General features: G+C 73.5%; 12 protein-coding genes. 2 read left to right on the top strand and 10 right to left on the bottom strand.

The annotated features are described in order from the left end of the window. From C4V41_RS59180 to C4V41_RS59170, 3 genes are all read right to left on the bottom strand, one after another. Positions 1-3,841: type I polyketide synthase (locus tag C4V41_RS59180; protein ID WP_160150785.1), on the bottom strand; the 3,841-nt coding region annotated here is incomplete at its 3' end. 16 nt (positions 3,842-3,857) lie between these two features. Next, complete coding sequence (locus C4V41_RS59175) at positions 3,858-15,626, bottom strand: type I polyketide synthase (RefSeq protein ID WP_103964805.1); 11,769 nt, start codon at positions 15,624-15,626, stop codon at positions 3,858-3,860. A gap of 122 nt (positions 15,627-15,748) precedes the next feature. Continuing rightward, positions 15,749-17,296 (bottom strand): AMP-binding protein, encoded by a 1,548-nt coding sequence (locus C4V41_RS59170; RefSeq protein ID WP_103964804.1) that lies wholly within the window; start codon positions 17,294-17,296, stop codon positions 15,749-15,751. Between the two features lie 43 nt (positions 17,297-17,339). Here C4V41_RS59170 and C4V41_RS59165 point away from each other — a divergent pair, with 43 nt between their 5' ends. Further along, the gene (locus C4V41_RS59165; RefSeq protein WP_103964803.1) at positions 17,340-17,585 is read left to right on the top strand and encodes an acyl carrier protein; all 246 of its coding nucleotides are present in this window, start codon (positions 17,340-17,342) and stop codon (positions 17,583-17,585) included. Positions 17,586-17,595: 10 nt separating this feature from the next. On the opposite strand, the gene C4V41_RS59160 is transcribed toward C4V41_RS59165, so the two are convergent. The 7 genes from C4V41_RS59160 to C4V41_RS59130 all read right to left on the bottom strand — a co-directional run bounded on the left by C4V41_RS59160 (position 17,596) and on the right by C4V41_RS59130 (position 25,617). Further along, entirely contained in the window at positions 17,596-18,555 is a 960-nt protein-coding gene (locus tag C4V41_RS59160) for an ACP S-malonyltransferase (RefSeq protein ID WP_200825025.1), read from the bottom strand. 133 nt (positions 18,556-18,688) lie between these two features. Further along, a complete protein-coding gene (locus tag C4V41_RS59155) occupies positions 18,689-19,939 on the bottom strand; it encodes a methylaspartate mutase (protein ID WP_235031086.1) in 1,251 nt (416 codons plus the stop codon). 7 nt (positions 19,940-19,946) lie between these two features. Further along, a complete protein-coding gene (locus C4V41_RS59150) occupies positions 19,947-20,441 on the bottom strand; it encodes a cobalamin B12-binding domain-containing protein (protein ID WP_200825024.1) in 495 nt (164 codons plus the stop codon). A gap of 1 nt (position 20,442) precedes the next feature. Further along, the gene (locus C4V41_RS59145) at positions 20,443-21,387 is read right to left on the bottom strand and encodes a proline iminopeptidase-family hydrolase (RefSeq protein WP_103964801.1); all 945 of its coding nucleotides are present in this window, start codon (positions 21,385-21,387) and stop codon (positions 20,443-20,445) included. 13 nt (positions 21,388-21,400) lie between these two features. After that, positions 21,401-22,714, bottom strand: coding sequence for an activator-dependent family glycosyltransferase (locus tag C4V41_RS59140; RefSeq protein WP_103964800.1), 1,314 nt, complete (start codon positions 22,712-22,714; stop codon positions 21,401-21,403). Continuing rightward, positions 22,714-23,907, bottom strand: a complete 1,194-nt coding sequence (locus tag C4V41_RS59135; RefSeq protein WP_103964799.1) for a cytochrome P450 family protein — start codon at positions 23,905-23,907, stop codon at positions 22,714-22,716. The genes C4V41_RS59140 and C4V41_RS59135 overlap by 1 nt, the downstream gene beginning before the upstream one ends. 162 nt (positions 23,908-24,069) lie before the next feature. Then, a complete protein-coding gene (locus C4V41_RS59130) occupies positions 24,070-25,617 on the bottom strand; it encodes an MFS transporter (protein ID WP_200825023.1) in 1,548 nt (515 codons plus the stop codon). A 57-nt stretch (positions 25,618-25,674) separates the two neighbouring features. Here C4V41_RS59130 and C4V41_RS59125 point away from each other — a divergent pair, with 57 nt between their 5' ends. After that, the gene (locus C4V41_RS59125) at positions 25,675-26,313 is read left to right on the top strand and encodes a TetR/AcrR family transcriptional regulator (RefSeq protein WP_103964807.1); all 639 of its coding nucleotides are present in this window, start codon (positions 25,675-25,677) and stop codon (positions 26,311-26,313) included. Positions 26,314-26,340: the final 27 nt, after the last annotated feature.

Below are 26,340 nucleotides of genomic sequence, written 5' to 3'. Positions count from 1 at the left end.
CCGACAACGACGTGATCACCCCGTCATCCACCACCCCCGCCGCATGCACCACCGCCCGCAGAGGATGAGCACCGGAAATCCCCTCCAGCAGCACCGCCAGAGCATCCCGATCAGCCACATCACAAGCGGCGACAGACACCTCGGCACCCAGCCCGGCCAACTCGCCACGCAACTCGGCCGCCCCCGGGGCATCAGCGCCGCGACGAGAGACCAGCAGCAGATGCCGCACCCCATGCTCGACCACCAAATGCCGCGCCACCAACGCACCCAGCCCACCAGTACCACCGGTGATCAGCGTCGTCCCATCCACCGGCCAGACCGCCACCGGCTCCTCACCGGCATCCCCCACCCGACCAGCCCCGCCAGCCGCCGACCAGGAAGAGGCCACATCTTCCGAACCGGGCGATGCCACCCGCTCCAGACGCGGCACCCACAACCGGCCGCCGCGCAGCGCCACCTCCGGCTCACCACACGCCAACGCCGCCGCCACCGCGTCAGCCACCTCACCCTCATCGCCGCTCCGGCCCACACCGGAGCCGCTTCGGCCCAGCGAGGCGTCGCCAAGCGACACCTCACCGTTAGCGGTGGCGATCGGCACGGAACTCGCCGATACCCCCTCCAGACCGAAGGCGACCTGCCCGCCTTCCAGAGAACCGTCGTGTGCGTCAAGGTCGACCAACGTGATCCGGCCCGGCTCTTCTGACTGAGCAGCCCTCACCAGCCCCCACACCGCCGCCTGCGCCGGATCCGGGACCTCGCCGTCGGCCACGGCCACCGCGCCCCGGGTCACCACCACGACCGGCCGCGTGTCCGCTTCGGTCAACCAGCCACGCAAGTCGGCCAGGACCGTACGCAGAGCGGTCCGTACTCGATCGAGTACATCACCAGCGCCCTGGGCTCCGTCAGCACTGTCTGTGGAATCGATGACGAGTGCGTCGCCGGTGGCCGCCGCACTGATCGCCGCCCCCGCCTGCCGCCACGCCACTTCGAACATGGAAGGGCGGTCGGTGACGGCGGCTCCACTCGATTGCGAGCGGCCCGGGGGGAGCAGCCAGTAATGCCGCCGCTGGAAGGGGTAGGTGGGCAGGTCCAGATGACCGATGCGGGCACCGGCCGGTGCGGTGGTCCAGGTCGGCCAGGCGGTCCAGTTCACGCCGGTGCCGCAGGTCCAGGCCTGGCCCAGTCCGGCGATCAGTTGGGCGGTCTCGTCTCGATCGCGGCGCAGCAACGCCACCACCGAGGCAGGCTCTGCATCCCCGTGGGCGTCGTCGTGCGCGAGGGTTTGTTCGATCATGGGGGTGAGCTGGGCGTCCGGACCGGCCTCCAGGAAACAGCCGACTCCGTACCCGCGCAGGGTGGTGACGGTGTCGGCGAACCGGACCGGCCGCTGCACGTGCTCGACCCAGTAGCCGGGCTCGGTGATCTCGGCGCCGGCCAGGCGCCCACTCACCCCCGACACCAGCGCCACGGTCGGCTGGTGGAACGCGAGCGAGGCCGCCACCGCGGCGAACTCCTCCAGCATCGGCTCCATCAGCGGGGAATGGAACGCGTGCGACACCCGCAGCGGCCGGGTCCGGTGCCCGTGCTGCCGCGCCCACTCGACGACCCGCTCCACCTGGCCGGACGCACCGGAGATCACCACCGCGCCGGGCGCGTTCACCGCAGCCACCGCCACCTGGTCGTAACCGGCCAGCACCGGCGCGAGCACCTCTTCACCGCAACCGATCGCCGCCATCGCACCACCGGACGGCACCACCTGCATCAACCGGCCACGAGCCGCCACCAGACGGCACGCATCCGCCAACTCCAGCACCCCGGCCACATGCGCGGCGGTGATCTCACCCAAAGAATGCCCGGCCACGTAATCAGGCCGGACCCCCAGCGATTCCAGCAGCCGGAACAACGCCGTCTCCACCGCGAACAACCCGGCCTGGGCGAACACCGTCTGATCCAGCACCCCATCGGTCCGGCCGAGGATGATCTCCCGCAGGCTCACCCCACCGGCCAGGCCGGTCATGACCTCTGTGGCAGCGAGTTCGGCCTCCAGCAACGCACACGCCTCATCGAAGGCACGGGCGAACACCGGGAAAGCCGCATACAGCTCACGACCCATCCCAGACCGCTGAGCACCCTGGCCCGAAAACAGCACCGCCACCCGGCCCGGCCGCACCCGGCCCACCACCGAAGACGGCTCCAGCTCCCCGGCCGCCAACGCCCGCAACCCGGCCAGCAGACCCTCCCGGTCCGCCACCGGAAGCACCGCCCGGTGCTCCAGGGCCGCCCTTCGGGTCAACCCGACGGCCACCTCCAGCACATCGGCGGAGCCGTGCTCGGCCATGAACCCGGCCAGCCGACCGGCCTGCGCCCGCAACGCCACCTGGCTCTTCGCCGACACCACCACAGGCACCGGCGCGGCCGGCGATCCCTCAGCAGCGGCACCGACGGCCGACGGCTCCTCGACGGGGGGCTCTTCCAAGATCACATGAGCGTTGGTGCCGCTGAAGCCGAACGACGACACCCCGGCCCGGCGCGGCCGGCCCTCGACCCGCGGCCACTGCCGGGCCTCGGTCAGCAGTTCCACCGCGCCGCCGGACCAGTTCACCTTGGAGGACGGCGCGTCCACGTGCAGCGTCTCGGGCAGCAGCCCGTACCGCATCGCCTGGACCATCTTGATCACACCGGCCACCCCGGCCGCCGCCTGGGTGTGACCCAGGTTCGACTTCACCGAGCCCAGCCACAACGGCGACCGCCGCCCACGGCCATAGGTGGCCAGCAGCGCCTGCGCCTCGATCGGATCGCCCAGCGCGGTGCCCGTACCGTGTGCTTCGACCACGTCCACGTCCGCGGCCACCAACCCGGCGGCCGCCAGCGCCTGCAGGATCACCCGCTCTTGGGAGGGGCCGTTGGGCGCGGTCAGCCCGTTGGAGGCGCCGTCCTGGTTGACCGCGGTGCCGCGTACCACAGCCAGGACCCGGTGGCCGTGGCGTCGGGCGTCCGACAGCCGCTCCACCACCAGCACCCCGACACCCTCGCCCCAGGCGGTGCCGTCCGCGGCGTCGGCGAACGCCTTCACCCGGCCGTCCGGGGCCAGCCCCCGCTGCCGGGCGAACTCGGTGAACGTCTCCGGCGTGGACATCACCGTCACGCCACCGGCCAGCGCCAGATCACACTCCCCGCTGCGCAACGCCTGTGCCGCCAGATGCAACGCCACCAGCGACGACGAACACGCCGTGTCCACCGACACCGCCGGCCCTTCCAAGCCGAGCGCGTACGACACCCGCCCGGACACCACGCTGCCGTGCGATCCGGTGCTGAGCATGCCCTCGGCCTCGGGTACGTCCCGGCCGTAGCCGATCGCGTAGTCCGGAGCCATCACCCCGACGTAGACTCCGGTACGGCTGCGCCGCAGCCCGGACGGGTCGACGCCGGCGTGCTCCAGAGCCTCCCAGGAGGTTTCCAGGATGAGCCGCTGCTGCGGGTCGGTGGCGGTGGCCTCGCGCGGGCTCATCCCGAAGAAGTCGGCGTCGAACTCGCCGGAGCCGCCCAGGAACCCGCCGCGGTTCACGTAGCTGGTTCCCGGGCGGGTCAGCTCCGGATCGTAGAGCGCGTCCAGATCCCAGCCCCGGTCGGTGGGGAAGCCGGCGATGCCCTCCCGGCCCGCGGCCACCAGGGACCACAGCTCCTCCGGGGTGGCCACCCCGCCCGGGTACCGGCAGGCCATGCCGACGATCGCGATCGGCTCCCGGGCTCGCTCCGTCACATCGCGGAGCTGCCGCCGGGTCTCCTGGAGATCCGCAGTGGCCCTGCGCAGGTAGTCACGCAGCCGGTCGTCGCCCGACATGAGTCATCTCCCCCGTTCAAGACGTCCCGTCCGGGCCGCCCAGCTCACTGTCCAGCACCGCGAACAGCTCCTCGTCGGTCGCCGCGGCGAAATCGCGTACCTGGTCGCGCGGAGCTCCGTTGCCGTCGGTACGGCGGTGCGCCTCCCGCCAGCGGCGGGCCAGCGCCTCCAGCCGGGCCGCCACCGCCTCCACATCGGCCTGCCCGGGTGGAGCCTCAGCGAGCGGCTCGGCCATCGTGGCCTCCAGCCGTTCGAGTTCGTCGAGTACGGCGCGCGCCGGGTCGGCGTGCTCCGGGTCGAGTTCCTCAAGGAGGAACGTGACCAGCGCCTCCGGGTTGGGATGGTCGAAGACCAGCGTCGCCGGGAGGCGCAGCCCGGCGGCGGCGGCCAGCCGGTTCCGCAGCTCCACCGCGGTCAGCGAGTCGAAGCCCAGCTCGGCGAAGGCCCGCTCCGCCACGATCGCGTCGACGCCGGCGTGCCCGAGCACCGCGGCCACGTGCGAGCGGACCAGGTCGAGGAGGATCCGGCGCTGTTCGGCCGGGAGCAGCCCCGACAGCCTTTCGGTCAGCGACGCCTCCGTCGCGGGCGTGCCGGCCGCCGCCCGTCGCCGCGCCGGCGCGGCCACCAGGCCACGCAACACCGGCGGCACCGGTTGGCCGGACAGCGCGTCCGTGTCCACGTCCACGGCGAGCACCACAGGGGCGTCCCCGGAGACGGCGGCGTCGAAGTGGCGCAGCCCGCTCTCGGTGTCGAGTTCGCGCAGCCCGGACGCGGCCAGCCGCGCCGAGTCACCCGTTCCCACGTGGGCGGTCATCGCGCTGCGTTCCGCCCACAGCCCCCAGGCCAGCGAGTGCCCGGGCAGTCCGAGATGGCGCCGATGCTGGGCGAGCGCGTCCAGGAAGGCGTTCCCGGCGGCATAGTTGCCCTGCCCGGGCGAGCCGAGCAGCCCGGCGGCCGAGGAGAACATGACGAACAGGGCGAGATCGGACCCTCGGGTCAGGTCGTGGAGGTGCCAGGCGCTGTCGGCCTTGGGCCGCAGCACCGCGGCGAGCCGGTCCGGGGTGAGCGAGGCGATCGTGGCGTCGTCGAGGACGCCGGCCGCGTGCACCACCCCGGTCAGCGGATGCGCCGCCGGGATGCCGTCGAGCAGCGCGGCGAGAGCGTCCCGGTCGGCCACGTCGCAGGCCTCGACCCGTACCGAGGCGCCCAGCTCGGCCAGCTCGTCGCGGAGCTCGGCGGCGCCGGGCGCGCCGGCGCCGCGGCGGGTGACCAGCAGCAGGTGCCGCGCGCCGCCGCGGGTCACCAGGTGGCGGGCGACGTGCCCGGCGATAACGCCGGTGCCGCCGGTGATCAGGACGGTGCCGTCCGGGTCGAGCTCCCGCGGCACGGTCAGCGCGAGCTTGCCGACGTGACGTGCCTGCTGGAGGTGCCGGAAGGCGTCCTTGGCGCGCCGGGCGTCCCAGACGGTGACGGGCGCCGGCCGCAGCACATCGTGTACGTACAGCCGCAGCACCTCGGCGAGAATCTCCTGGACCCGCTCCGGGGTGCCCGCCGGATGCTCGGTACGCGACTGGGCCACCATGTCGTAGGCCCGGTAGACGACCCCCGGGTGGGTGCCGGCCACCTCTTCCGCCTGACGGATGTCGGTCTTGCCCATCTCCAGGAAGTGGCCGCCGCGCGGCAGCAGCTCCAGCGAGGCGTCGACGAACTCCCTGGCCAGCGAGTTGAGCACCACATCCATACCCGCGCCACCGGTGGCGTCCAGGAACTTCTCCCGGAAGCCGAGGTCTCTGGAGGAGGCCAGGTGGGCCTCGTCCAGGCCGAGCGCGCGCAGCACGGGCCACTTGGCGGGCGACGCGGTCGCGTAGACCTCCGCGCCCAGGTGCCGGGCGAGCTGGATCGCGGCGATGCCGACTCCGCCGGCGCCCGCGTGCACCAGCACCCGATCCCCCGGGCTCACGCCGGCCAGGTCGACCAGGCCGTAGTAGGCGGTGAGATTGACGATCGGCAGCACCGCGGCCGCGGTGAACGACCAGTCGTCCGGGATCGGGACCAGCAGCCGCCGGTCGGTGATCGCCACGGTGCCGGCGCCACCGTCGACCAGGCCGGTCACCCGGTCGCCCGGTCGCAGGTCGGTGACGGCGGAGCCGACCTCCAGCACCACCCCGGAGGCCTCGCCGATCAGGCCGTCGTCCTCCTCCGTGATCATGTCGAGGGCGACCACCAGATCGTGGAAGTTGATCCCGGCGACGCGGGGCGCCAGCCGTACCTCGGTGGGCGCCAGCGGGCGGGTCGCCTCCGGCGCCGGCAGCAGCGCGAGGTTGGACAGCGTGCCCTTGCCGGTGGTGGCCAGCCGCCACGGTCCGGCCGGGGGGGCGAGCGCGTCGGCGTCCCGTACCAGCCGCGGCGCGTGAACCGTGCCGGCGCGCAGGGCCAGCTCCGGTTCGCCCGCTTCGATCGCCGCCCGTACCTCCGCCCACGGCAGGTCCTGCCCGTCGGTGTCGATCAGGACGAAACGGTCGGGATGTTCCGCCTGCGCGGCACGTACCAGGCCGGTGGCCGCCGCGTGTGCGGGATCGGCGTCCTCTCCTGGGAGAACCGCCGCCGCGCGGCGTACCACCACGGCCAGCCGGTCGCCGTCCGGCCGGTCGCCGGACAGCCATCCGCGCAGCGCGGCCAGGGTGTCCCGGGTGGCCGCGTGAGCGGCGGCCGCCGGGTCCTCGCCATCGTCGCGGGGCACGATGAACACCTCGAGGCCCGGGATCGCGGCCTCGGCGGACTCCTCCTGGTGCGGGGCGGCCAGGTGTGCCGTCACCGCGTCGGCCGACAGTTCGGCCGCGCCGTTGGACGATTCCGCGCCGTTGACCGAACCAGCGCCGTTGGCCCCCGAGGCCACCGAGGGCAGCGAGGGCAGCGAGGGCAGCGGTGTCCAGGTGAGGCGCGGTGGCGCGACGTTCGCCACCGCCGCGTGAGCCAGCTCCCCGTCGGTCACCGCGCGCACCACCACGGCCTCCACCGAGGCCATCGGGGTCCCTCCGGGGTCGGCCAGCTCGATGGTGAAGCGGTCCGTCGTCCCCGGGTCCGAACCGTTCCGCCCGCGGTCGGGCTCGCCGGTACCGGGCCGGTCGGCGACGCCGCGCAGCCGTACCCGTGCCGCGGTGGCACCGGTGGTGCGCAGTCGTACGCCACGCCAGGTGAACGGCAGCCGGGGCGCGCCGGAGGCATCGCCGTCGAGGAGCCCGGCGGAGTGCAGCGCGGCGTCCAGCAGCGCCGGATGGATCCCGTACCGGTCCGCCTCGCCGGCGACCGGGTCGGGCAAGGCGATCTCGGCGAAGATCTCGTCGCCGCGGCGCCAGGCACGGCGCAGCCCGCGGAACGCCGGCCCGTAGCCGTACCCGCCGGCGGCCATGGTCTCGTACAGATCCCCGATGTCCATCTGCCGCGCGTCTCCCGGCGGCCAGGCCGACTGCGGGGCGGGCGGCTCCGCGCCGGTGGCCATCGCCAGGGTGCCGGTGGCGTGCCGGGTCCACGCGGGGGTCGTCGTGTCCGCCGACGCCGGCGCGGCGTACACGGAGATCTGCCGGTGGCCGTCGTCGGCGGCGCCGACCACCACGCGCACCCGGGTCGCGCCGTCGTCGGGCAGCACCAGCGGGCGTTCCAGGATCAGCTCCTCCAGCATGTCGCAGCCGGCCCTGTCGGCGGCGTGCAACGCCATCTCCACCAGCGCGGCGCCGGGTATCACGATCCGGTCGGCCACCCGGTGGTCGGCGAGCCACGGCTGACCCGCGATGGACAGCCGGCCGGAGAAGACCAGCCCGTCACCGTCCGGCTCGTCCAGCACCGCGGCGAGCAGCGGATGGTCGGCGGAGTCCAGGCCGGCGGCGCTCAGCCCGGCCGGTCCACCCGAGGTGGCCGGCTTCCAGTACCTGTCGTGCTGGAAGGGGTAGGTGGGCAGTTCCACGCGCCGCCGCGCGCCCGGCAGGACCTTCGGCCAGTCCACCGGCACTCCGCGCAGCCACGCCTCGGCCAGCGCCGTGGTGAACCGGCCGCCCTCGTCACGGCGCAGCGTGCCCAGCGCGGCCACGTCCACGCCGTCGGCGGCGGCGGTCTCCTCGATCGCCGGTGTGAGCATCGGATGAGGGCTCATCTCCAGGAACAGCCGGCGTCCCCGGGCCAGCAGCGCCCGGGTGGTCTCCGCGAACCGCACGGTACGCCGCAGGTTCGTGTACCAGTACTCGGCGTCGAGCCCGGCGGTGTCCAGCTCGCCCGCGACCACGGTGGAGTAGAACGGCACCCGGGCGGTCTGCGGTCGCAGCCCCGCCAGGTCGCGCAGCAGCGGTTCGCGCAGCACTTCCACCTGCGCGCCGTGCGAGGCGTAGTCCACGGCCAGCCGCTTGACGCGGGTGCCCTCCGCCCGCAGCCGGGCCTCCAGCTCTTCCAGGGCCGCGCCGTCGCCGGCCAGCGCCACCGAGCCGGGCCCGTTCACCACGGCCACCGACACCGCGTCGCCGTACCCGGCGAGCACCTCGGTCATCCGTTCGGCGGGCAGCGCCACCGACATCATGCCGCCGTTCTGGCCGGACAGGCGCTCGGCGACCGCGCGGGCGCGCGTCACCACCACTCGCGCCCCGTCGGCCAGTGACAGCGCTCCGGCCACACAGGCGGCGGCGATCTCGCCCTGCGAGTGGCCGACCACCGCGGCCGGCTCGACCCCGGCCGCGCGCCAGGTCTCCGCCAGCGAAACCATGACCGCCCAGAGCACCGGCTGGACCACGTCGACCCGGTCGAGCATCTGTGCGTCGCTCAGTGCCTCGCGCACTCGCCAGTCCACCAGCGCCTCGATCTCCGCGGCGCAGCGCTCCAGGGCCGCGGTGAACGCGGGCGAGGAGTCCAGCAGTTCGATCGCCATGCCGGGCCACTGTCCGCCCTGCCCGGGGAAGACGAACACCGGCTGGTCGGCGCCGTCGTGCACGAGACCTCGGACGAGCTCCGCGGCCTGTTCGCCGGCGGCCAGCGCGCGCAGCCCGGCGACCGCGGCATCGCGGGTCTCGCCCAGTACGGCCGCGCGCCGCGGCAGGCCGGCCCTTCGGGTCAGCTCGACGGACACATCCAGCAGATCGGCCTCGTCGTGCTCGGTCATGAGCCCGGCCAGCCGGTCGGCTTGCGTCCGCAGTGCCGCCTCGCTCTTGGCCGAGACCAGCACCGGAAGTACCGGAAGCTTGGCGGGGTCTTCACCGGCCGGCGCAACCGGCTCCTCGGCGGGCGGCTCTTCCACGATCACATGAGCGTTGGTGCCGGAGATGCCGAACGACGACACTCCCGCCCGGCGCGGCCGGTCCGCCTCCCGAGGCCAAGGCTGGGCCTCGGTCAGCAGCTCCACCGCCCCACCGGACCAGTCCACCTTCGACGACGGCGCGTCCACGTGCAGCGTCTTGGGCAGCAGCCCGTGCCGCATCGCCAGAATCATCTTGATCACACCGGCCACCCCAGCGGCCGCCTGGGTGTGCCCCAGATTCGACTTCACCGACCCCAGCCACAACGGCGATAGCCGGTCCTGACCGTAGGCGGCCAGCAACGCCTGCGCCTCGATCGGATCACCCAGCGCGGTACCGGTGCCGTGTCCTTCGACCACGTCCACCTGCCCCGGACCGATCCCCGCCGAAGCCAGCGCCGCCTCGATCACCCGCTCCTGCGACGGCCCGTTCGGCGCCGTCAACCCGTTCGAGGCCCCGTCCTGGTTCACCGCCGAGCCGCGCAGCACCGCCAGCACCTGGTGCCCACGGCGCCGGGCGTCCGACAGCCGCTCCACCACCAGCACACCCACGCCCTCGCCCCAGCCGACTCCGTCGGCCGCCTCGGCGAACGCTTTGCATCGGCCATCGGCGGCCAGGCCCCGCTGCCGTGAGAACTCCACGAACGACTCTGGGGTGGCCATCACCGTCACACCACCGGCCAGCGCCAGATCGCATTCGCCGCGCCGCAGCGCGTCCGCGGCCAGATGCAGCGCCACCAGCGAGGACGAGCAGGCGGTGTCCACGGAGATCGCGGGCCCGCGCAGGCCAAGGGTGTAGGAGACGCGCCCGGAGACCGTGGCGCCGCCGGCGCCGGCGGGCACGTAGTCGTGGTACATCACGCCGGCGAATACCCCGGCGCTGGTCTCGCGCAGCGACGCCGGGTCGATCCCGGCCCGCTCCAGCGCGTTCCAGCTCACCTCCAGGAACTGCCGCTCCTGCGGGTCCATCTCCGCCGCCTCGCGCGGGCTGATTCCGAAGAAGTCCGGGTCGAAGTCGGCGGCGCCGTACAGGAAGGCGGCCTCCCTCGTGTACGAGGTCCCCTCGTGCCCGGGCTCCGGGTGGAACAGCGAACCGAGGTCCCAGCCGCGGTCGGCGGGGAACTCGCCCACCGCGTCTCCGCCCTCGGTCAGCAGCCGCCAGAGGTCTTCCGGGGAGTCCACGCCGCCCGGGTACCGGCAGGCGAGTCCCACGATCGCGATGGGGTCGGTCGTAACGGCGGGCGCCGTCCGGACCACCGGCTCCGGCTTCCCTCCTGACCGGTCCGCCAGGAATGACGCCAGCGCGGTCACCGTCGGGTGGTCGAAGACCAGCGTCGCGGGCAGCGCCACGCCGATCCGCCGGCCCAGCCGGTTCCGCAGCTCCACTCCGGACAGCGAGTCGAAGCCCAGCTCCTGGAAGGCCCGGTCCACCGGCACCAGCTCGGCCGCGTCGTACCCGAGCACGCCGGCGGCCTCCGCGCGGACCACGCCCAGCAGCAGCTCCCGCCGCTCCGGCGGGGACAGCCGCTCCAGCCGGTCGGTGAGCGAGCCCGGCCCGGCCGCGGCGGCACGGGCCGACCGGCGGCCGGCCAGCGCGCGCAGCAACGAAGGCGGCTCCGTGTCCCGGCCGCGCAGCGCGGCGAGGTCCAGCCGGCAGGCCACTGGCGCGGGGTGTCCCGCGGCCAGCGTCGCGTCGAACAGGGCCAGCCCTTCCGCGGCGGTGAGGGGTCGCATCCCGGAGGCGGCCAGACGGGCGGTCTGACGGCCGTCCAGCCGGCCGGCCATGCCGCTTTCCGCCTCCCACGCCCCCCAGGCCACCGAGATCGCCGGGAGCCCGGCGGCGGCCCGCCGTGCGGCGAGCGCGTCCAGCGCGGCGTTGGCCGCCGCGTAGTTGCCCTGTCCCGCGGCGTCCATCAGCCCGGTCGTCGAGGAGAACAGCACGAACGCCCGCAGGTCGTGGTCGCGGGTCAGCTCGTGGAGGTGCCACGCGCCGTCCACCTTGGGCCGCAGCACGCGTGCCACCCGCTCCTCGTCGAGCGCCGGGATGGTGCCGTCGGCCAGCACTCCGGCCGCGTGCACCACGGCGGCGAGGGGACCGACCTCGTCCAGGAGCTCGGCGAGCGCGGCGCGGTCGGCCACGTCGCAGGCGGCCACCGTCACCTCGGCGCCCAGCCCGGTCAGCTCGTCGCGCAGCTCGGCCGCGCCAGGTGCGTCGAGGCCGCGGCGGCTGGTCAGCACCAGGTGCCGCACGCCGTGCTCGGTGACCAGGTGCCGGGCCAGCAGGGCGCCCAGGCCTCCGGTGCCCCCGGTGATCAGCGTGGTGCCCTCGTTGGGCCAGGCCGCATCGGCGTTCCCGGCGTCGAGGCGGGTCAGCCGGGGCGCCCAGAGCCGGCCGGCGCGAACGGCCGTCTCGGGCTCTCCGGCGCGCGCCGAGGCCGCGGCTGCCTTGTCGATCGCAGCGCGGTCCGGGTCCAGTTCGGGGTCCAGGTCGACCAGGATGATCCGTCCCTGGCTCTCTTCCCTGGCGGCCCGGGCCAGTCCCCAGATCGCCGCCTGCGCCACGTCGGGCGCCGCGCCGCCGATCGGGACCGCGCCTCTGGTCGCGATCACCAGGGTGTCCTCGGCGGAGGGCTCGTCGGCCAGCCAGCGCCGCACGCGCTCCAGCGTGGCCGCCACGCCGTGCCGTACCCCATCAGGCGAGGAGGTGGCCGCCGCGGTGTCGTCCCAGGCCAGGTGCACTTCGGTCGCCGCGAGGGCGTCCGGCGCGGCCTCGTCCGGCGTGGGCAGCGGCCGCCACTCCACCTCGTAGAGCGGGTGTGCCGCCGCGCCGACCGGGAGGCCGGCGGCGAGCGGGCGGGATTCGAGCGATGTCACGGTGGCCAGGGGGCGGCCTGTCGCGTCGGCCAGGTCCAGCCGTACGGCTCCCGCCCCGGCGGTGTCGTCCGGGCGCAGCCGTACGCGTGCCGCGGCGGCGCCGGTGGCGTGCAGTTCGACCCCGCGCCAGGCGAACGGAACCACGGGCCGCTCGTGCCCGGCCGTCTCCGCGTCCACCTCGGGCAGCAGGCCCACCCGCAGCGCGGCGTCCAGCAGTGCGGGATGCGCGCCGTATCCGGTGGACTCCACCCCTTCCGGCAGCGCCACCTCGGCGTAGAACTCGTCACCGTGCCGCCAGGCGGCGCGCAACGCGCGGAACGCCGGGCCGTACTCGTAGCCGAGCTCGGCCAGCCGGTCGTCGAGCCCGTCGACGTCCACGGGCCGCGCGTCCGGGGGCGGCCACGCGGTGAGGGCGGCGCCGTCGGCCGTGGCGGGCGCAAGGGTGCCCTGGGCGTGCCGGATCCAGCCTTCCCCGGTGGTCGAGTGGATCTCCACGGTGCGGCGGCCCCGATCGTCCGGGGCTCCCACGGCGACCTGTACGGCTACGCCTGCGTCCCCCGCGGGGATGACCAGCGGGGTCTCCAGGACGAGCTCGTCGAGCCGGCCGCAGTCCACCTCGTCGCCGGCGCGGATCGCCAGCTCCACGAAGCCGGTCCCGGGAAAGATCACGGTGCCGTTCATCGTGTGGTCGGCCAGCCAGGACTGGGTACGCGGGGACAGTTGCCCGGTGAGGGTGACACCGCCGTCCGGGTGGGTCACCGCGGCGGCGAGCAGCGGGTGCTCGACCGGCGCCTGGCCGACCGCCGACACGTCCCCGGCCCGGTGCGCCTCCAGCCAGAACCGGCGCCGCTGGAACGGGTAGGTGGGCAGGCCGACGGGACGGGTCTCACGGCCGGCGAACCAGGCGGCCCAGTCCACGGTCACGCCTCCGGCCCAGGCCGCGCCGAGTGCGGCGCCGAAGTTGGCCGTCTCGTCGCGGTCGCGGCGCAGCAGCGGCACCACCAGGCCCGTGTGGCCGCCGTCGGCGAGAATCTCCTCGACCATGGGGGCGAGCTGAGCGTCCGGGCCGACCTCCAGGAAGCGGGTGACCCCGCGTCGCCGCATGACGTCGACGCCGTCGGCGAACCGCACCGGCCGCCGCACGTGATCCACCCAGTAGTCGGCCTGGGTGATCTCCTCGCCGGCCAGGTCACCCGAGACGTTGGACACCAGCGGCAGCTCCGGACGCCGCAGCGTCAGCCCCGCCACGACCTCCCCGAACTCTTTGAGCATCGGCTCCATCAAGGGCGAGTGGAACGCGTGCGACACCCGCAGCGGCCGGGTCCGGTAGCCGTGCTGCCGCGCCCAGTCGACGACCTCGGAGACCTGCTCGGACGCGCCGGAGACCACCACCGAACCAGGCGCGTTCACCGCCGCCACCGAGATCTCGCCACGCCCGGCCAGCACCGGCGCGAGCTCCTCTTCGCCGCAGCCGATCGCCGCCATCGCGCCGCCGGCCGGGAGCGCCTGCATCAACCGGCCACGAGCGGCCACCAGGCGGCACGCGTCGGCCAGGTCCAGCACCCCGGCCACATGCGCCGCGGCGATCTCGCCGATCGAGTGGCCGGCCACGAAGTCGGGCCGGACCCCGAACGATTCCAGGAGCCGGTACAGCGCCGTCTCCACCGCGAACAGCCCGGCCTGCGCGAACACGGTCTGGTTCAGGGCGTCGGCCGTCTCGTCGGTGTGGGACGCGGGCGCCAGCACCGCACGCAGGCCGAGTCCGGCCGGACCACCGGAGACGCCGGCCAGCTCGGCCGTCAAGAGCTCGGCCGCCTCGTCGAAGGCCTGCGCGAACACGCCGAAGCGCGCGTACAGGCCGCGGCCCATGCCGAGCCGTTGCGCGCCCTGTCCGGAGAACACCAGGCCCAGCCGCCCGGACCGGGCCGCCTCGACGGTCACGCCTGGCGGTGGCTCGCCCGCGGCCAGGCCGCGCAGCGCGGCGAGCAGGCCGTCACGGTCGCCGGCCACCAGCGCGGCCCGATGCGCCAGCGCCGCCCGCCGGGTCAGCGCCCGCGCCACGTCCGCCATCTCGGCGGCGGCGCCGGCGTCGGCGCCGATGCCGGTGCCGGGCTCGGTGAGGAAGCCGGCCAGCCGGTCGGCCTGCGCGCGGAGCGCCGCCTCGGACTTGGCCGACACCACCACCGGCATGACCGCGGGAGGCGCGGCCGTGCGGTCAGGGGGTGCGGACTCTTCCGGTGCCTCCTCAAGAATGATGTGGGCGTTGGTGCCGCTGACCCCGAACGCGGAGACGCCGGCGCGGCGCGGGTGGCCGTTCCGCGTCCACGGCTGTGATTCGGTCAGCAGCTCCACGGCGCCGGCGGACCAGTCCACTTCCTCGCTCGGCGCGTCCACGTGCAGCGTCTTCGGGAGCGTGCCGTGCCCCATCGCCAGCACCATCTTGATGACCCCGGCGGCGCCGGACGCCGCCTGGGCGTGGCCGATGTTCGACTTCACCGACCCCAGCCACACCGGCCGCTCGCGGCCCTGCCCGTAGGTCGCCAGCAACGCCTGCGCCTCGATCGGGTCGCCCAGCCCGGTGCCGGATCCGTGCCCCTCCACGACGTCGACGTCCGCCGGCGACAGCCCCGCCGCGGCCAGCGCGGCGCCGATCACCCGCTCCTGGGACGGACCGTTCGGCGCGGTCAGGCCGCTGCTGGCGCCGTCCTGGTTCACGGCGCTGCCGCGGATCACGGCAAGTACGGGGTGCCCGTGCCGCTGGGCGTCGGAGAGCCGTTCCAGCAGCAGCAGGCCGACCCCTTCGCCCCAGCCGACCCCGTCCGCGGCCGCGGCGAACGACTTGCAGCGGCCGTCCGGGGAGAGCACGCCCTGCCGGCCGGAGTCGACGAACAGCTCGGTGGTGGACAAAATGGTGGCGCCGCCGGCCAGTGCCAGCTCGCACTCGCCGCCGCGCAGCGCCTGCGCCGCCAGGTGCAGCGCCACCAGCGACGACGAACACGCGGTGTCCACGGTGACCGCGGGCCCCTCGAAGCCGTACAGGTAGGAGATCCGGCCGGACGCCACGCTGCGGTGGCTGCCGTGCGCGATGAATCCCTGCACGCCGCGGGGTATCCGGTCGCTCCGCGAGCCGTAGTCGCCGTACATGACTCCGACGAACACGCCGGTACGGCTGCCGCGCAGCGCCGTCGGGTCGATCCCGGCGCGCTCGACCGCCTCCCAGGTGGTCTCCAGCAGCAGCCGCTGCTGGGGGTCCATGGCGGTGGCCTCGTTGGGGCCGATGCCGAAGAACTCCGGCTCGAAGTCGGCCACGTCGCGGAGGAAGCCACCCTCGCGGGCATACGTCTTGCCCGGTTTGCCGCGCTCCGGGTCGTAGATCGCGTCGATGTCCCAGCCGCGGTCGGCGGGCATGGGCGTGACCGCGTCGACCTCGTCGGTGAGCAGCCGCCACAGGTCCTCGGGCGCGGTCACCCCGCCCGGGTACCGGCAGGCCATGCCGACGATCGCGATCGGCGCCCCGCCGTCGGGACCGGCGCCCAGTTCGCGCAGGCGATCCTCGGCGGCACGCAATCGCCGCCGAGACTCCCGCAGATCCGCGGTCGCTCTTTTCAGGTAATTGACAAGTTTCTCTTCGTTGTCCATTACCAACCTAGGAATATCAGGAGCGTTGAGCTCGCCGGGCTTCATGGGTCTACCACCCTTTTGGTGCCGCAACCAAGTTACGAAATGTTCGGGGGCCGACTAACCCCTAAGGCCCCCTAATATCAATTGTTGCCGGGGCCCAACAGCTCGCCGGCGCGCGCGGTGAGCGCCTTTCGGTCCACCTTGCGGTTGGCGTTGAGCGGAAGTTCGTCGAGGTGGTGATATCGCTTGGGCACCATGCCGTGCGGCAGCGTACGGCGCAGCCGGTTGGCCAGCTCGACCGGCGGACGCGCCTCGCCGGTGTAGAACACCACGAGCTCCGTGCCGGCCTCCCCCTCCACCCCTACCGCGGCCGCCTCGGCCACCCCGTCACCGGCGGCCAGCAGCGCGTGCTCGATCTCCGCCAGTTCCACCCGCCAGCCCAGTACCTGCACCTGGGCGTCGCGCCGGCCCAGGTAGCACAGCTCGTCGCCGGGAAGCCGCCGCACCCGGTCGCCGGTGCGGTACCAGGTGTGCCCCGCGTGCTCCAGGAAGCGGCCCGCGCCGTCCGCCGGCTCCAGGTACCCGGGGGTGAGCTGCGGCCCGGTGACGCACAGCTCCCCCTCCTCCTCGTCGGTCACCTGGCCGTCCTCGGTGACGAGCAGGACCTGGTGCCCGGGGTGCACGGCGCCGATCGGCACGACGCCGTTGACCGCGAGCTTCGCCGAGTGCTCCGGCGACCAGCGATGACCCGTGATCGTCACGGTCAGCTCGGTCGGCCCGTACAGGTTCTCCACCGTGGTGTACGGCGCCGCGGCGGTCCAGTCCTCGACGTCCTGGCAGCGCAGCGCCTCTCCGGCGAAGAAGCTCCACCGCAGGCCCGGCAGCGTGCCCGGCCGCAGGGCGCCGAGCCGGCGGGCCAGGCTGATGCCGCTGGGCGTGGAGAACCACACGGTCACCCGGTGACGCTCCAGGAAGGCGGGCAGGTCGGCGTGGCCGCGCGGGGGCACCGGCACCGCCGGGGCTCCCGCGCCCCAGGCGCAGAACAGGTCGAAGATCCCGCAGTCGAAGGTCAGGTCGAAGGTCTGCGAGAAGGCGTCGTCGGGGCTGAAGTCGTAGCGGCCGTCCAGCACGCCGAAGTAGTGGTGCAGGTTGCCGTGGGTGAGCGTCACGCCCTTGGGCCGGCCGGTCGAGCCGGAGGTGAACAGGAGGTAGGCGGGGGTCTCGGGCGGCACCGCGTGCGGTTCGGCCGGCGCGTGCGCGGCCGCCACCGGAATCCCCCCTTCGCCGCCGCCGTCGGGCAGCAACACGGCCCCGAGGTAACCGCGTTCCCGCAGCTCGGGCAGCAGGGCGGCGCCGCGCCCATCGGCGATCACGGCGGTGACGCCGGCCGCCGTCACCATCCGCGCCGTCCGGTCGGGCGGGAAGCCGGCGTGCAGCGGCACCACCGTCGTCCCGGCGTACAGCGCCGCGAGCACCCCGGCGTAGGCCGTGACCCCCTTCTCCGCGAGCACCCCTATCGGGCCGGTAACGCCGCCGTGGAGCAGCGATCCGGCCCAGACGAGGGCGAGCTCGTGCAACTCCTCGAAGGTGACCGTGCGGTCTCCGAGGCGCAGCGCCGCACCGCGCGGCGCGGCGGCCAGCCCTCCCAGAAATCGCCCGTGGAGGTTCCGGTGAATATCTTCGCCCATTTTCTTCTCCCCCAGCGCGAGTTATTGAGGCATAATTCAGGCCATGTGGGATAAACAGTTTGAGGCACTGCTGCGGCACCGCCTTCCCTTGCTGTCTTCCGGCGACGAGCTCACCGCGGAAACCAACCTCCGGGAATTCGGTTTGGATTCCATGGGCGCGGTGGAACTGTTGAGCGCGCTGGAAGCCGACTACTCCGTACAGTTCGACGAGGAGGCACTCGTCCTGGACACCTTCAACACTCCGGGGGCCTTGTGGGCGGCGCTCAGCGCGGCCCGTCCAGCCCTCTGAGGCCGCCCGGTCACCCCGCCGCCGAGCCACGCTCCGCACCGGATTCCCCGCCGCGCGATGAGCGGGGCTCGGCATCGCGGGCCGCGCCGACGAGAAGCGGCCGCTTCGGGCCGACCGGCACCACCTCGAAGTGCCGTCTGGTGGCCGGCACCCGGCCGAACAAGGAGTCCGGCCCGGCCACGCAGACCGTGCGCACTCCCCTGGCGCGCAGCGCCTCGACCGTCCCCGGCCAGTGCATCTGCCGGACGAAGCCGTCCAGGAGCAGGTTCCGCACCTGCTCCCCGGTGGTCAGCGGCGACCCGTCGTGGTCGGAGATCACCGGCAGCCGCGGCTCGGCGAACTCCAGCTCGTTCAGGACCTCCTTCTCCGCGCGTTCCCGCAGCCGGGCGAAGGCCGGGGAGTGCATCGGCGGCCGCATCGTGTACAGCGACAGCCCGCCGGCGGCGCGGATCCCCTTCTCCAGCCCCGGCAGATCGTCCGCCGACAGCGTGACCATGTAGAAGTCCTTGTCCACGCGGCAGGCGACGTCCGCCACGCGGCCCCGCGCGGTCAGCTCGCCGAGCATCTCCTCCGCCACCTCCGGATTCACCCGGACGAACGAGTGGGTGACGAGGCTCTGGTGTTCCCGACTGAAGTAGTCGGCCACGCACTGGGCCAGCCGGGCGGTCATCCAGACCGCGTCGGCGAAGCCCAGCGAGCCCACATAGGCGGCGGCCACCTTGCCGCCGAAGCTCGGCCCGGTGCACAGCCCCGGGCGGGCGGGCAGCGCCTCCTGCTCGGCCCACTCGGCCAGAGCCAGGCAGGTGACCAGGAAGGCCACTTGGGCGTACTCGGAGTAGTCGCCGTCCGCGCGGCGGAACCGGTCCAGCACCGGGTAACCGAGCGCCTCGTCGGCCTCGGCGAACAGCCGCCACGCCAGCGGCACCTCGGTGGCGAACCGCTCGATGTCGGCGAATGCGGTCGGTCCCATCCCTGGAAAAACCATCGCGATCTCGTGGCTCGATACGTTATCCACCAGGGCACGCTAACCGCGGCGGCCCGGCCGGCCCCACCCCTAGTACCCCTCATCGTGACGCGGGCGGCCCCCACCCATGCGCGGGCGCTCATCCCTGGCCGTCGTGCCTGCGCTGGACGTAGTGGAGCGCGTCCAGCAGTTCGGCCGAGCCGACGGGGCGGGAGCGGCGCCGCGTCACCAGGCCGTCCAGCGGCAGCGCGCCGACGTCCGCCCAGCGCAGCGCCCCGTCGCCGTCGATGTGGCTGCGCGCCGCCCCCCGGTTGTCCGGGTGCACGCAGTAGGGGATGTCCAGGTAGCCCAGCTTGAACGCGCGCAGCAGCGCCCGGCCCACGTCCGGGTGCAGCTCCAAGGTGGCCTCGACCAGCCGCCGCGCCTCGGCGTACACCTGTGAGTCGGTGCTGCTCGGCGGCGGCTCGACCGGCCGCGCCGCGCGCGCCGTCGTGCCGGCCAGCTCCAGCGCGGCCACGTTCTCCTTGATCGTGGGGATGCGCTGGGACTCCGCCTCGGTCTTGACGATGAGCCGCTCCGCTCCGGTGCGCACGGCCAGCTCGGCGGCGGCGGCCAGCAGCGACGCGGCGCCACGCGGGGTCTCGGGGTAGACGCCCATGTACGCGTAGACGACCACGTGCCAGCGGACCCCGGCGAGGAACTCCCCGGCCAGCGCGCGCAACGCGAGCACCGCCTCGACGTCCTGCCGCGGGCTGGTCTGCTGGGCGTAGCTCAGCGAGATGTCACGCAGGCCGTGGGCCTGGAAGAACAGCCCCTCCAGGACGCTGAGCGCGACGAGCTGGCCGGGCGGGCAGAGCTGGCCCAGCACGCAGCCGCCGAAGGTCTCCAGGTGCGGTTCTCTTCCCTCCGCCCGCCCCCGGGTGGCCAGCAGCTCGCAGCCGCGGGCCCAGTGGTCGACCGCCTGGTTCAGCGGGATCCGGCTGTACGGCAGGCAGTAGGAGACCGGGCCGCCCTCGGTGGCGTCCAGGCCGGCGTCCAGCAACGCCTCGAAGATCTTCCCGGGGTTGGCGGAACCGTGCCGCACCTGCACGGGAAAGGTGGCGTCCCGCACCCCGCGCAGCAGCTCTCTGTTGACCGCGACGCCATGGCTGACCAGGGGGTAGCCGTTGAGCGCGGCGCCGGAGGCCAGCGCCGCGGCCGCCGAGTCCAGGTCGCCCACCCGGGTGTAGCTGTCCACGGTGATCGTGCCGGCGGTGGTCGCGCGGGCGCGTTTCGTGGCGAGCAGCCCGGTGCGCATGGTCGCCACGTCGCCGAACCCCATCCGGGGCTGCACCACCAGCTCGCCGCTCGCGGCGGTGCCGGCCACGAAATCGCCGAATCCCGCGGCCACCGCGGGCTCAGCCGAACTGGGCCGGCGTCCGCGCCGCAGCGTCGTCCGCCGTCCAGGCCACCGCGGCGGCCAGGGTCCTGAACTCATCAAGGTCTTCCGGACCGCGATCGAAGACCCGGTCACAGCCGGCCGCGGTGAGCTCGCCGGCGAGGTCGTCCTCCCGCCGCCCGGTCACCCCGAGGCGGCCACCCATCACGATCGGGACGCCGGTCAGCTCCGGCCGGGCCCGCAGCTTGGGGACGACCCGCAGGCCCTCCCGGTAGCCGTGCCCGTTGACGGTGCTGATCACCACGAGGTCGGGGCGCTGGTCCACGCACTCGGTGACCAGCAGGTCGTCCGGGACGCACGGTCCCAGGTTCACCACGTCCAGGCCCTCTTCCTCGCAGACCAGTTGCAGATAGACCAGGTTCCAGGTGTGCGAGTCGGATGCCACTCCGCTCACCAGGGCTCGCGGGCGGCCCTTCCGCGGACTCGGGTTCGGGTCGGGCAGTATGCGGGTCACGTCAACTCCCTGTCGTGGCGTCGCTTGCGCGGGTCCCCGGTTGGGTCCCGTCAACAGTGGCGAGGTAGGCCAGCAGCACTTCCCGGAACCGGTCGGGTTCCTCCAGGTGCGGGAGGTGGCTGGAGTTCTCGAGGATCTCCCAGCGGGAGTCCGGGATGAGGTCTTGGAACGGGCGCACGGTCTCCGGGGTCGCCTCATCGTGCCGCCCGGAGATGATCAGGGTCGGCGCCTCGATGGACGGCAGCAACTCCTCGACCGACCAGTCGCGCAGCGTGCCGACGACGTGGAACTCGGTCGGCCCGTTCATCGTGTAGTAGACGGTCGGGTTGTTGTGCATCTCCATGAAGGAGGCCTGATACTCCCGTGGCCACGGGTTCACCAGGCACACGTACCGGTCGAAGAAGACGCGCATGGCGTCGAAGTAGGAGCGGGTGCCGGTGGTGCCCGCGGCCTCGTGCCGGGCCAGCGTCTCCTGCACCTCGCGCGGGAGCGTGGCGCGCAGCCGTACCATCTCCGCGCGCCAGGTGGTCATCGAGGCCGGCGAGTTCGCGATGACCAGCCCGCGCAGCCCGCGCGGGCGGGTCGCGGCGTGCGCGGCGCCCAGCATGCCGCCCCAGGAGTGGCCGAAGAGCAGGTAGCCGCCGGCCACGCCGAGCCGTTCGAGCAGGTTGTCCAGCTCGTCGAGGAACAGCCGCACGGTCCAGAAGTCCGCGCCCTTGTCGGGCAGGTGGGTGGAGCCGCCGTTGCCCAGCTGGTCGTAGTGGATCACCGGCTGGCCGGTGTCGCTCAGCTCGCACATCGGCAGCAGGTAGTCGTGCGTGCTCCCGGGCCCGCCGTGCAGCACCACCAGGGGCGGGCGCCCGCCGGACAGGTCACCGCTCACCCGATACCAGGTGCGGTACTCCCCGAACGGCACGGTGCCCTTCGCGGTCGGCCGTCGACTCATCTCAGCCCCCCGGTCACCGCAGGGCGCCCTCGGCCACGCCGAGGTCCCGTATCGCACCGGACTCGTCCCCAGACCTGCCCGCGCGATGCGTCGCGACCAGGCGTTCCAGCCGGGGGACGAGCTCCGCCGGGGTGGGCTCCGTGAGCATCTCCCTGCGCAGCCGGTCGGCGGCGGCCCGCGGGCCGGGCTCGTGCACCAGCTCCGCCACCGCGTCCCGGAAGCCGCGGGGGTCGAGCTTCGGCGGCGGGATGTAGCGGCCGGCGCCGGAGCCGGCCAGCCGCTTGGCCTTCACCGGGGTGTCCCAGGTGTTGGCGACCATCAGCTGTGGCACCCCGTTGAGGAGCGCGGCGCTGAACGTGCCGGCCCCGCCGTGGTGCACCACCGCCGCGCAGGTCGGTATCAGCAGGTTCATCGGCACGAAGTCGACGATGCGCACGTTGTCCGGCACCTCTCCCAGGCGGGCGCGCTGCTCGGCGTCGAGCGTGGCCACCACCTCGACGTCCAGCTCGGCCACCGCTCTCACCAGCTCGGCCGGGCCCATCGCCCAGTCGTGCAGGAAGTCGCCGCCGGTCCCGCCCAGGGTGAAGCAGACGCGGGGGCGGCCGGGAGGCTCGGCCAGCCAGTCGGGCATCACGGAGCGGCCGTTGTACGGCAGCGTCCGCATGCCCACCACCGGCACCCCGACCGGCAGCCGCAGGCTCGGCGGCATCGTGGTGTCGATCGTGAGCCGTCCGGTGGTCACCTCCTCGGTGTACGGGCGGGAGTACCGCGCCAGGGTCAGCGTCAGCCACTCGGCCACCGGGTCCTCCCAGTGCGCCCGCGGCTGCCGGTCACGCAGGTCCAGGAAGGTGCGGCGGGCGCTGCCCAGCACGTCGAGGCCCCACAATGCCCGGACGTGCACCGCCCCGCACGCCTCCGCCGCGACCGCGCCGGCCAGCGTGAACGGCTCCCAGATCACCAGGTCCGGGCGCCACCGCCGGGCGAAGCCGACCAGCTCGTCCACCATCGCCGTGTTGTTGGTGGCGGCCAGCAGCAGCGGCGCGATCACCATGTCGAAGTCCAGCGCCTGCTCCCAGGTGACCGGCTCGTCGCGGTCCTCGTGCACCTGGGGCGGGCCCATCGCAGCGGCCGGCCGCTCCCGCACCTCCTCCAGCACCATGTCGGTGCCGACCGGGACCGCGGTCAGTCCCGAGGCGGTGATCGCGTCGGTGAGCGAGGGCTGGCTGGCCACCCGGACCTCGTGTCCGGCGGCGGCCAGCGCCCAGCCGAGCGGCACCAGGCAGTTGTAGTGCGAGGCGAGGGCGAACGAGGTCAGCAGGACACGCATCAGGTCTCTCCAAGCCCGTGCACGGGCAGCTCGACGGGGCCGCGCACCACGGGGGCGCGCCGCCGGTACACCGGCGCGCCGGACGGCCGCAGGTTCGGCCGCGCCTCGGCGAGAATCCGCAGCGCCACCTCGGCCTGCGCACGCGCCAGCGGGGCGACCGGGAGGTGGTGGAGCCCGCCGGCGAAGGCGAGCGGCTCCGGCTCGGCCTGCCGATCGAGGCGGAAACCGTCCGGCTCCGGGTGCCGGGCCGCGTCCCGGCCCGCCGCCGCGGTGATCATCACCAGGTGGCTGCCCGCCGGCAGGGTCGTCCCGGTCAGTTCGACCGGGGCCGCGGCCACCCGGATCTCCATCTGCACCGGCGGGTCGTACCGTAGCGTCTCCGCCACGGCCGCCTCCGCCAGGCCGGGATCCCGGGACAGTGCCGCCCACCGCCCGGGCTCGGCCAGCAGCGCGTGGACCGCGTTGCCCACCAGGTGGGCGGTGGCCGGGACCGCGGTGGTGGACAGCAGCACCCGTACGGCCCGGTCGGGGGTTCCGGGCTCCCCGCCGAACAACGCGTCGAGCCCGGCCACGGCGTCCTCTATCCGGCGGACCAGGGTCAGCGGCTGGGCGGCGAGCAGGGAGTCCGGCAGCGCCGCGGCGGCCGCGCAGCACTCCGCGTAACGTGGCAGCGCGGCGGCGGGAACCCCGAGCAGCGCGCCGGTGGCGGCGGTCGCCACCGGCCAGGCGTAGCCGGCCATGAGATCGTCACCGGTGATCCGGTCGAGGCGGGCCAGGCACTCCCGCTCGACGGTCTTGCGATGGGCGGCCAGCGCCTCCGGGTCGACCAGAGGTTGCCAGTGGGCGCGCAGCCGCGTGTGCTCATCGGCCTCGGCGCCCTGCGTGCCGTACCCGTAGAAGGGCAGTGGCTGCTCGGCGACGGGCGAGCCGTCCGGGCTCGACATCCGCCACAGCGGGTCTGCCAGGACCTCGGCGATCACTTCCGGATCCGCGGTGACCCGGCTTCCGGTCGTGCTGGAGTAGATCGGGCCGCGCTCACGGATCGCGGCGTAGAGAGGGTAGGGATCGTCGGCGCCGCGCAAGACCAGGGCGAAAGGGTCGCCCAGGCTGCCCAGCACCCGCTGTGTGGCGCGGGCGTTGAGCAGACGCAGTCCCAACTCGTAATCGGCTACCGGGTTGGCGCCTTCGGGCATGGTGCCTCCACCTAGCCTGCGATCGGATCGACGATCGCCACGCTAGAGGCGGACGTTCCCCCTAGATCAACCCCTAATGGACCTCGCCCCGGCCCGATGAACCACGTATGGGGGCCGGGGCGGCCGACAGGGGGAACCCGCGCACCTGAACGTCAGCGCAGGTCAGTCCACCCCCGGCATCTCGGTCTCCGCCTGCTTGATGTCGGCCCGGCGCAGCGCGAACAGCGCGATGGCGGTCAGCGCCAGCATGAGCGCCGCGGTCACGTAGAGCGGCACCTGCATACCGAGGGTGAACGCGGCCCGAGCCGCCTCGGCGAGCTGGGCACCCACCTGGCCGGGCAGGTCGGCGGCGATCAAGAGCGCCGCGGAAAGGGTCTCGGACGCCGCCGCGGACTCCGCCTCCGGCACCCCCTGCGGCATCGTGTCCAGCAGCGTCTGGCTGTAGACGACGGTGCTGAGCAGGCCCATGAGCGCGATGCCCAGCGCGGTCCCCAGCTCCAGACTGGTCTCCGACAGCGCGGAGGCCCGCGCGGAGCGCTCCGGCGGCACGCTGCCGAGCACGATGTCCACGGCCACCGTGGCCACGATCCCGGTGCCCGCGCCCACCAGGATCATCCCCGGCACCAGCACCGCCAGCCCGGAGTCCACCTGGACCTGCGACATGATCAGCAGGCCGGCGGCCATGAGAAGGGGGCCGGCGGCGAAGATCGGACCGGGCCGGACCCGCTGCGCGAGATAGCCGGCGACCACCGCGGCGACGATCACCCCGGCCCCTGCGGGCATCTGCCACAGCGCCGCGGGCAGCGGGCTCAGCATCAGCACCTGCTGCAGGTACGGCGAGGCGAGATAGGTGCCGCCGGTGAGAGCGAACATGACCAGCGCGTAGCCGCCCACCGAGGTCGCGAAGACCGGCCGCCGGAAGAGGCTGATATCGATCATCGGGTCGGCCAGCCGGCGCTGCTGGCGCACGAACGCCAGGGCGAAGCCGGCGCCCGCGATGAGGGCGGCGACCGACCAGATCGACGGCTCCTCCAGGGCCAGCTGCTTCAGCCCGTAGATCAGAGGCAGCACCGCGCCCAGCGACAGCAGCGCACCGAGCAGGTCGAAGCGGCCCTTCCTGGGGTCAAGGGACTCCGGCAGCAATATCACCCCGGCGATCAGCAGCAGCACCATGAACGGCACGTTGATCAGGAAGACGGAGCCCCAGGAGAAGTATTCCAGCAGGAAACCGCCCAGCGGCGGCCCCAGCACCACACCTCCCGACGAGCCGGCGGTCCAGACGCCCACCGCCATTTTGCGTTGCCCGGGATCCTGGAACAGCGTCCGGATGAGCGCCAGCGTGGACGGCATCAGCGTGGCGGCGCCGATGCCCAGCAGCGCCCGCGCGGCGATCAGCAACTCGGGCGAGGTGGCGAAAGCCGCGGCGAGCGAGCCGAGTCCGAAGACCACCGCGCCCCCCAGCAGCACCCGCCGACGGCCGATCCGGTCGCCCAATGCGCCCATCGGCATCAGTAGCCCGGCCAGCACGAACGTGTAGATGTCCATGATCCACAGCAGTTCGGCACCGCTGGGCCTGAGTCCCTCGGTGATCCAGGGGACCGCGAGGAACAGGATGGTGATCGAGTTGGACAGCAAGATCACGGGGAGAGTGAGGACAGCGAGGCCGAGCCACTCGCGAGGTCCCGCGGTGGGGGGATTCATCTGCGCCATGCCTGGAATCATACAAGCGTCTAGGACGGACGTATGAATGATGCTATGATCGTCATCATGGGACAACGAGAGCAGCTCCTCGAGGGCGCGAAGCGGTGCATCGTGGAGCGCGGTTACGCGCACACCACCGCCCGGCACATCAGCGCCGCCTCAGGGGCCAACCTCGCCTCCATCGGCTACCACTTCGGCTCCAAGGAGGCGCTGCTCCGCGAGGCCCTCATCGAGATGGCCCAAGACTGGACCGACCTGTGGCAGGTCACCGTCTACTCCGACCCGGCCGACCCGCTGGAGGGCTTCGAGAAGACCTGGATCCAGATCGTCGACAGTTTCAAGGAGAACCGTCCGCTGCTGGCCGCCAGCTTCGAGGCGCTCACCTGCGCCGAGCATGCGCCGGACCTGCGGGAGAGACTCGGCATCGCGCTCGCGTCAGCCGCCGCCCCTGAGGGGCTGGCCAAGCTGCTCGGCACGGACGAGTCGCTCGACGAGGAGTCCGCACGCGCGGTGGGCCGGCTCTATCTCACCCTGCTCCAAGGGCTGATGGCGCAATGGCTGGTCAGCCCCGACCTGGTGTCCGTGACCGACCTGACCGACGGGCTGCGCGTGCTTCTCCGCCAGCCCCCGATCCATCGGCGCGGGAGCGATCCGCGCCCGATACGCGAGGCACTTGGCACCGCATCTTTGGTGAACAACAGTTGAGCTGATTCGGGGGACTCCTGTGTTCCA

Origin of the sequence: Nonomuraea solani (genome assembly GCF_900108335.1) — a bacterium.
Classification (GTDB): Bacteria; Actinomycetota; Actinomycetes; order Streptosporangiales; family Streptosporangiaceae; genus Nonomuraea; species Nonomuraea solani.
The sequence above is the reverse complement of the archived record's forward strand: the minus strand, read 5'-3'. Positions and strand labels throughout refer to the sequence as shown.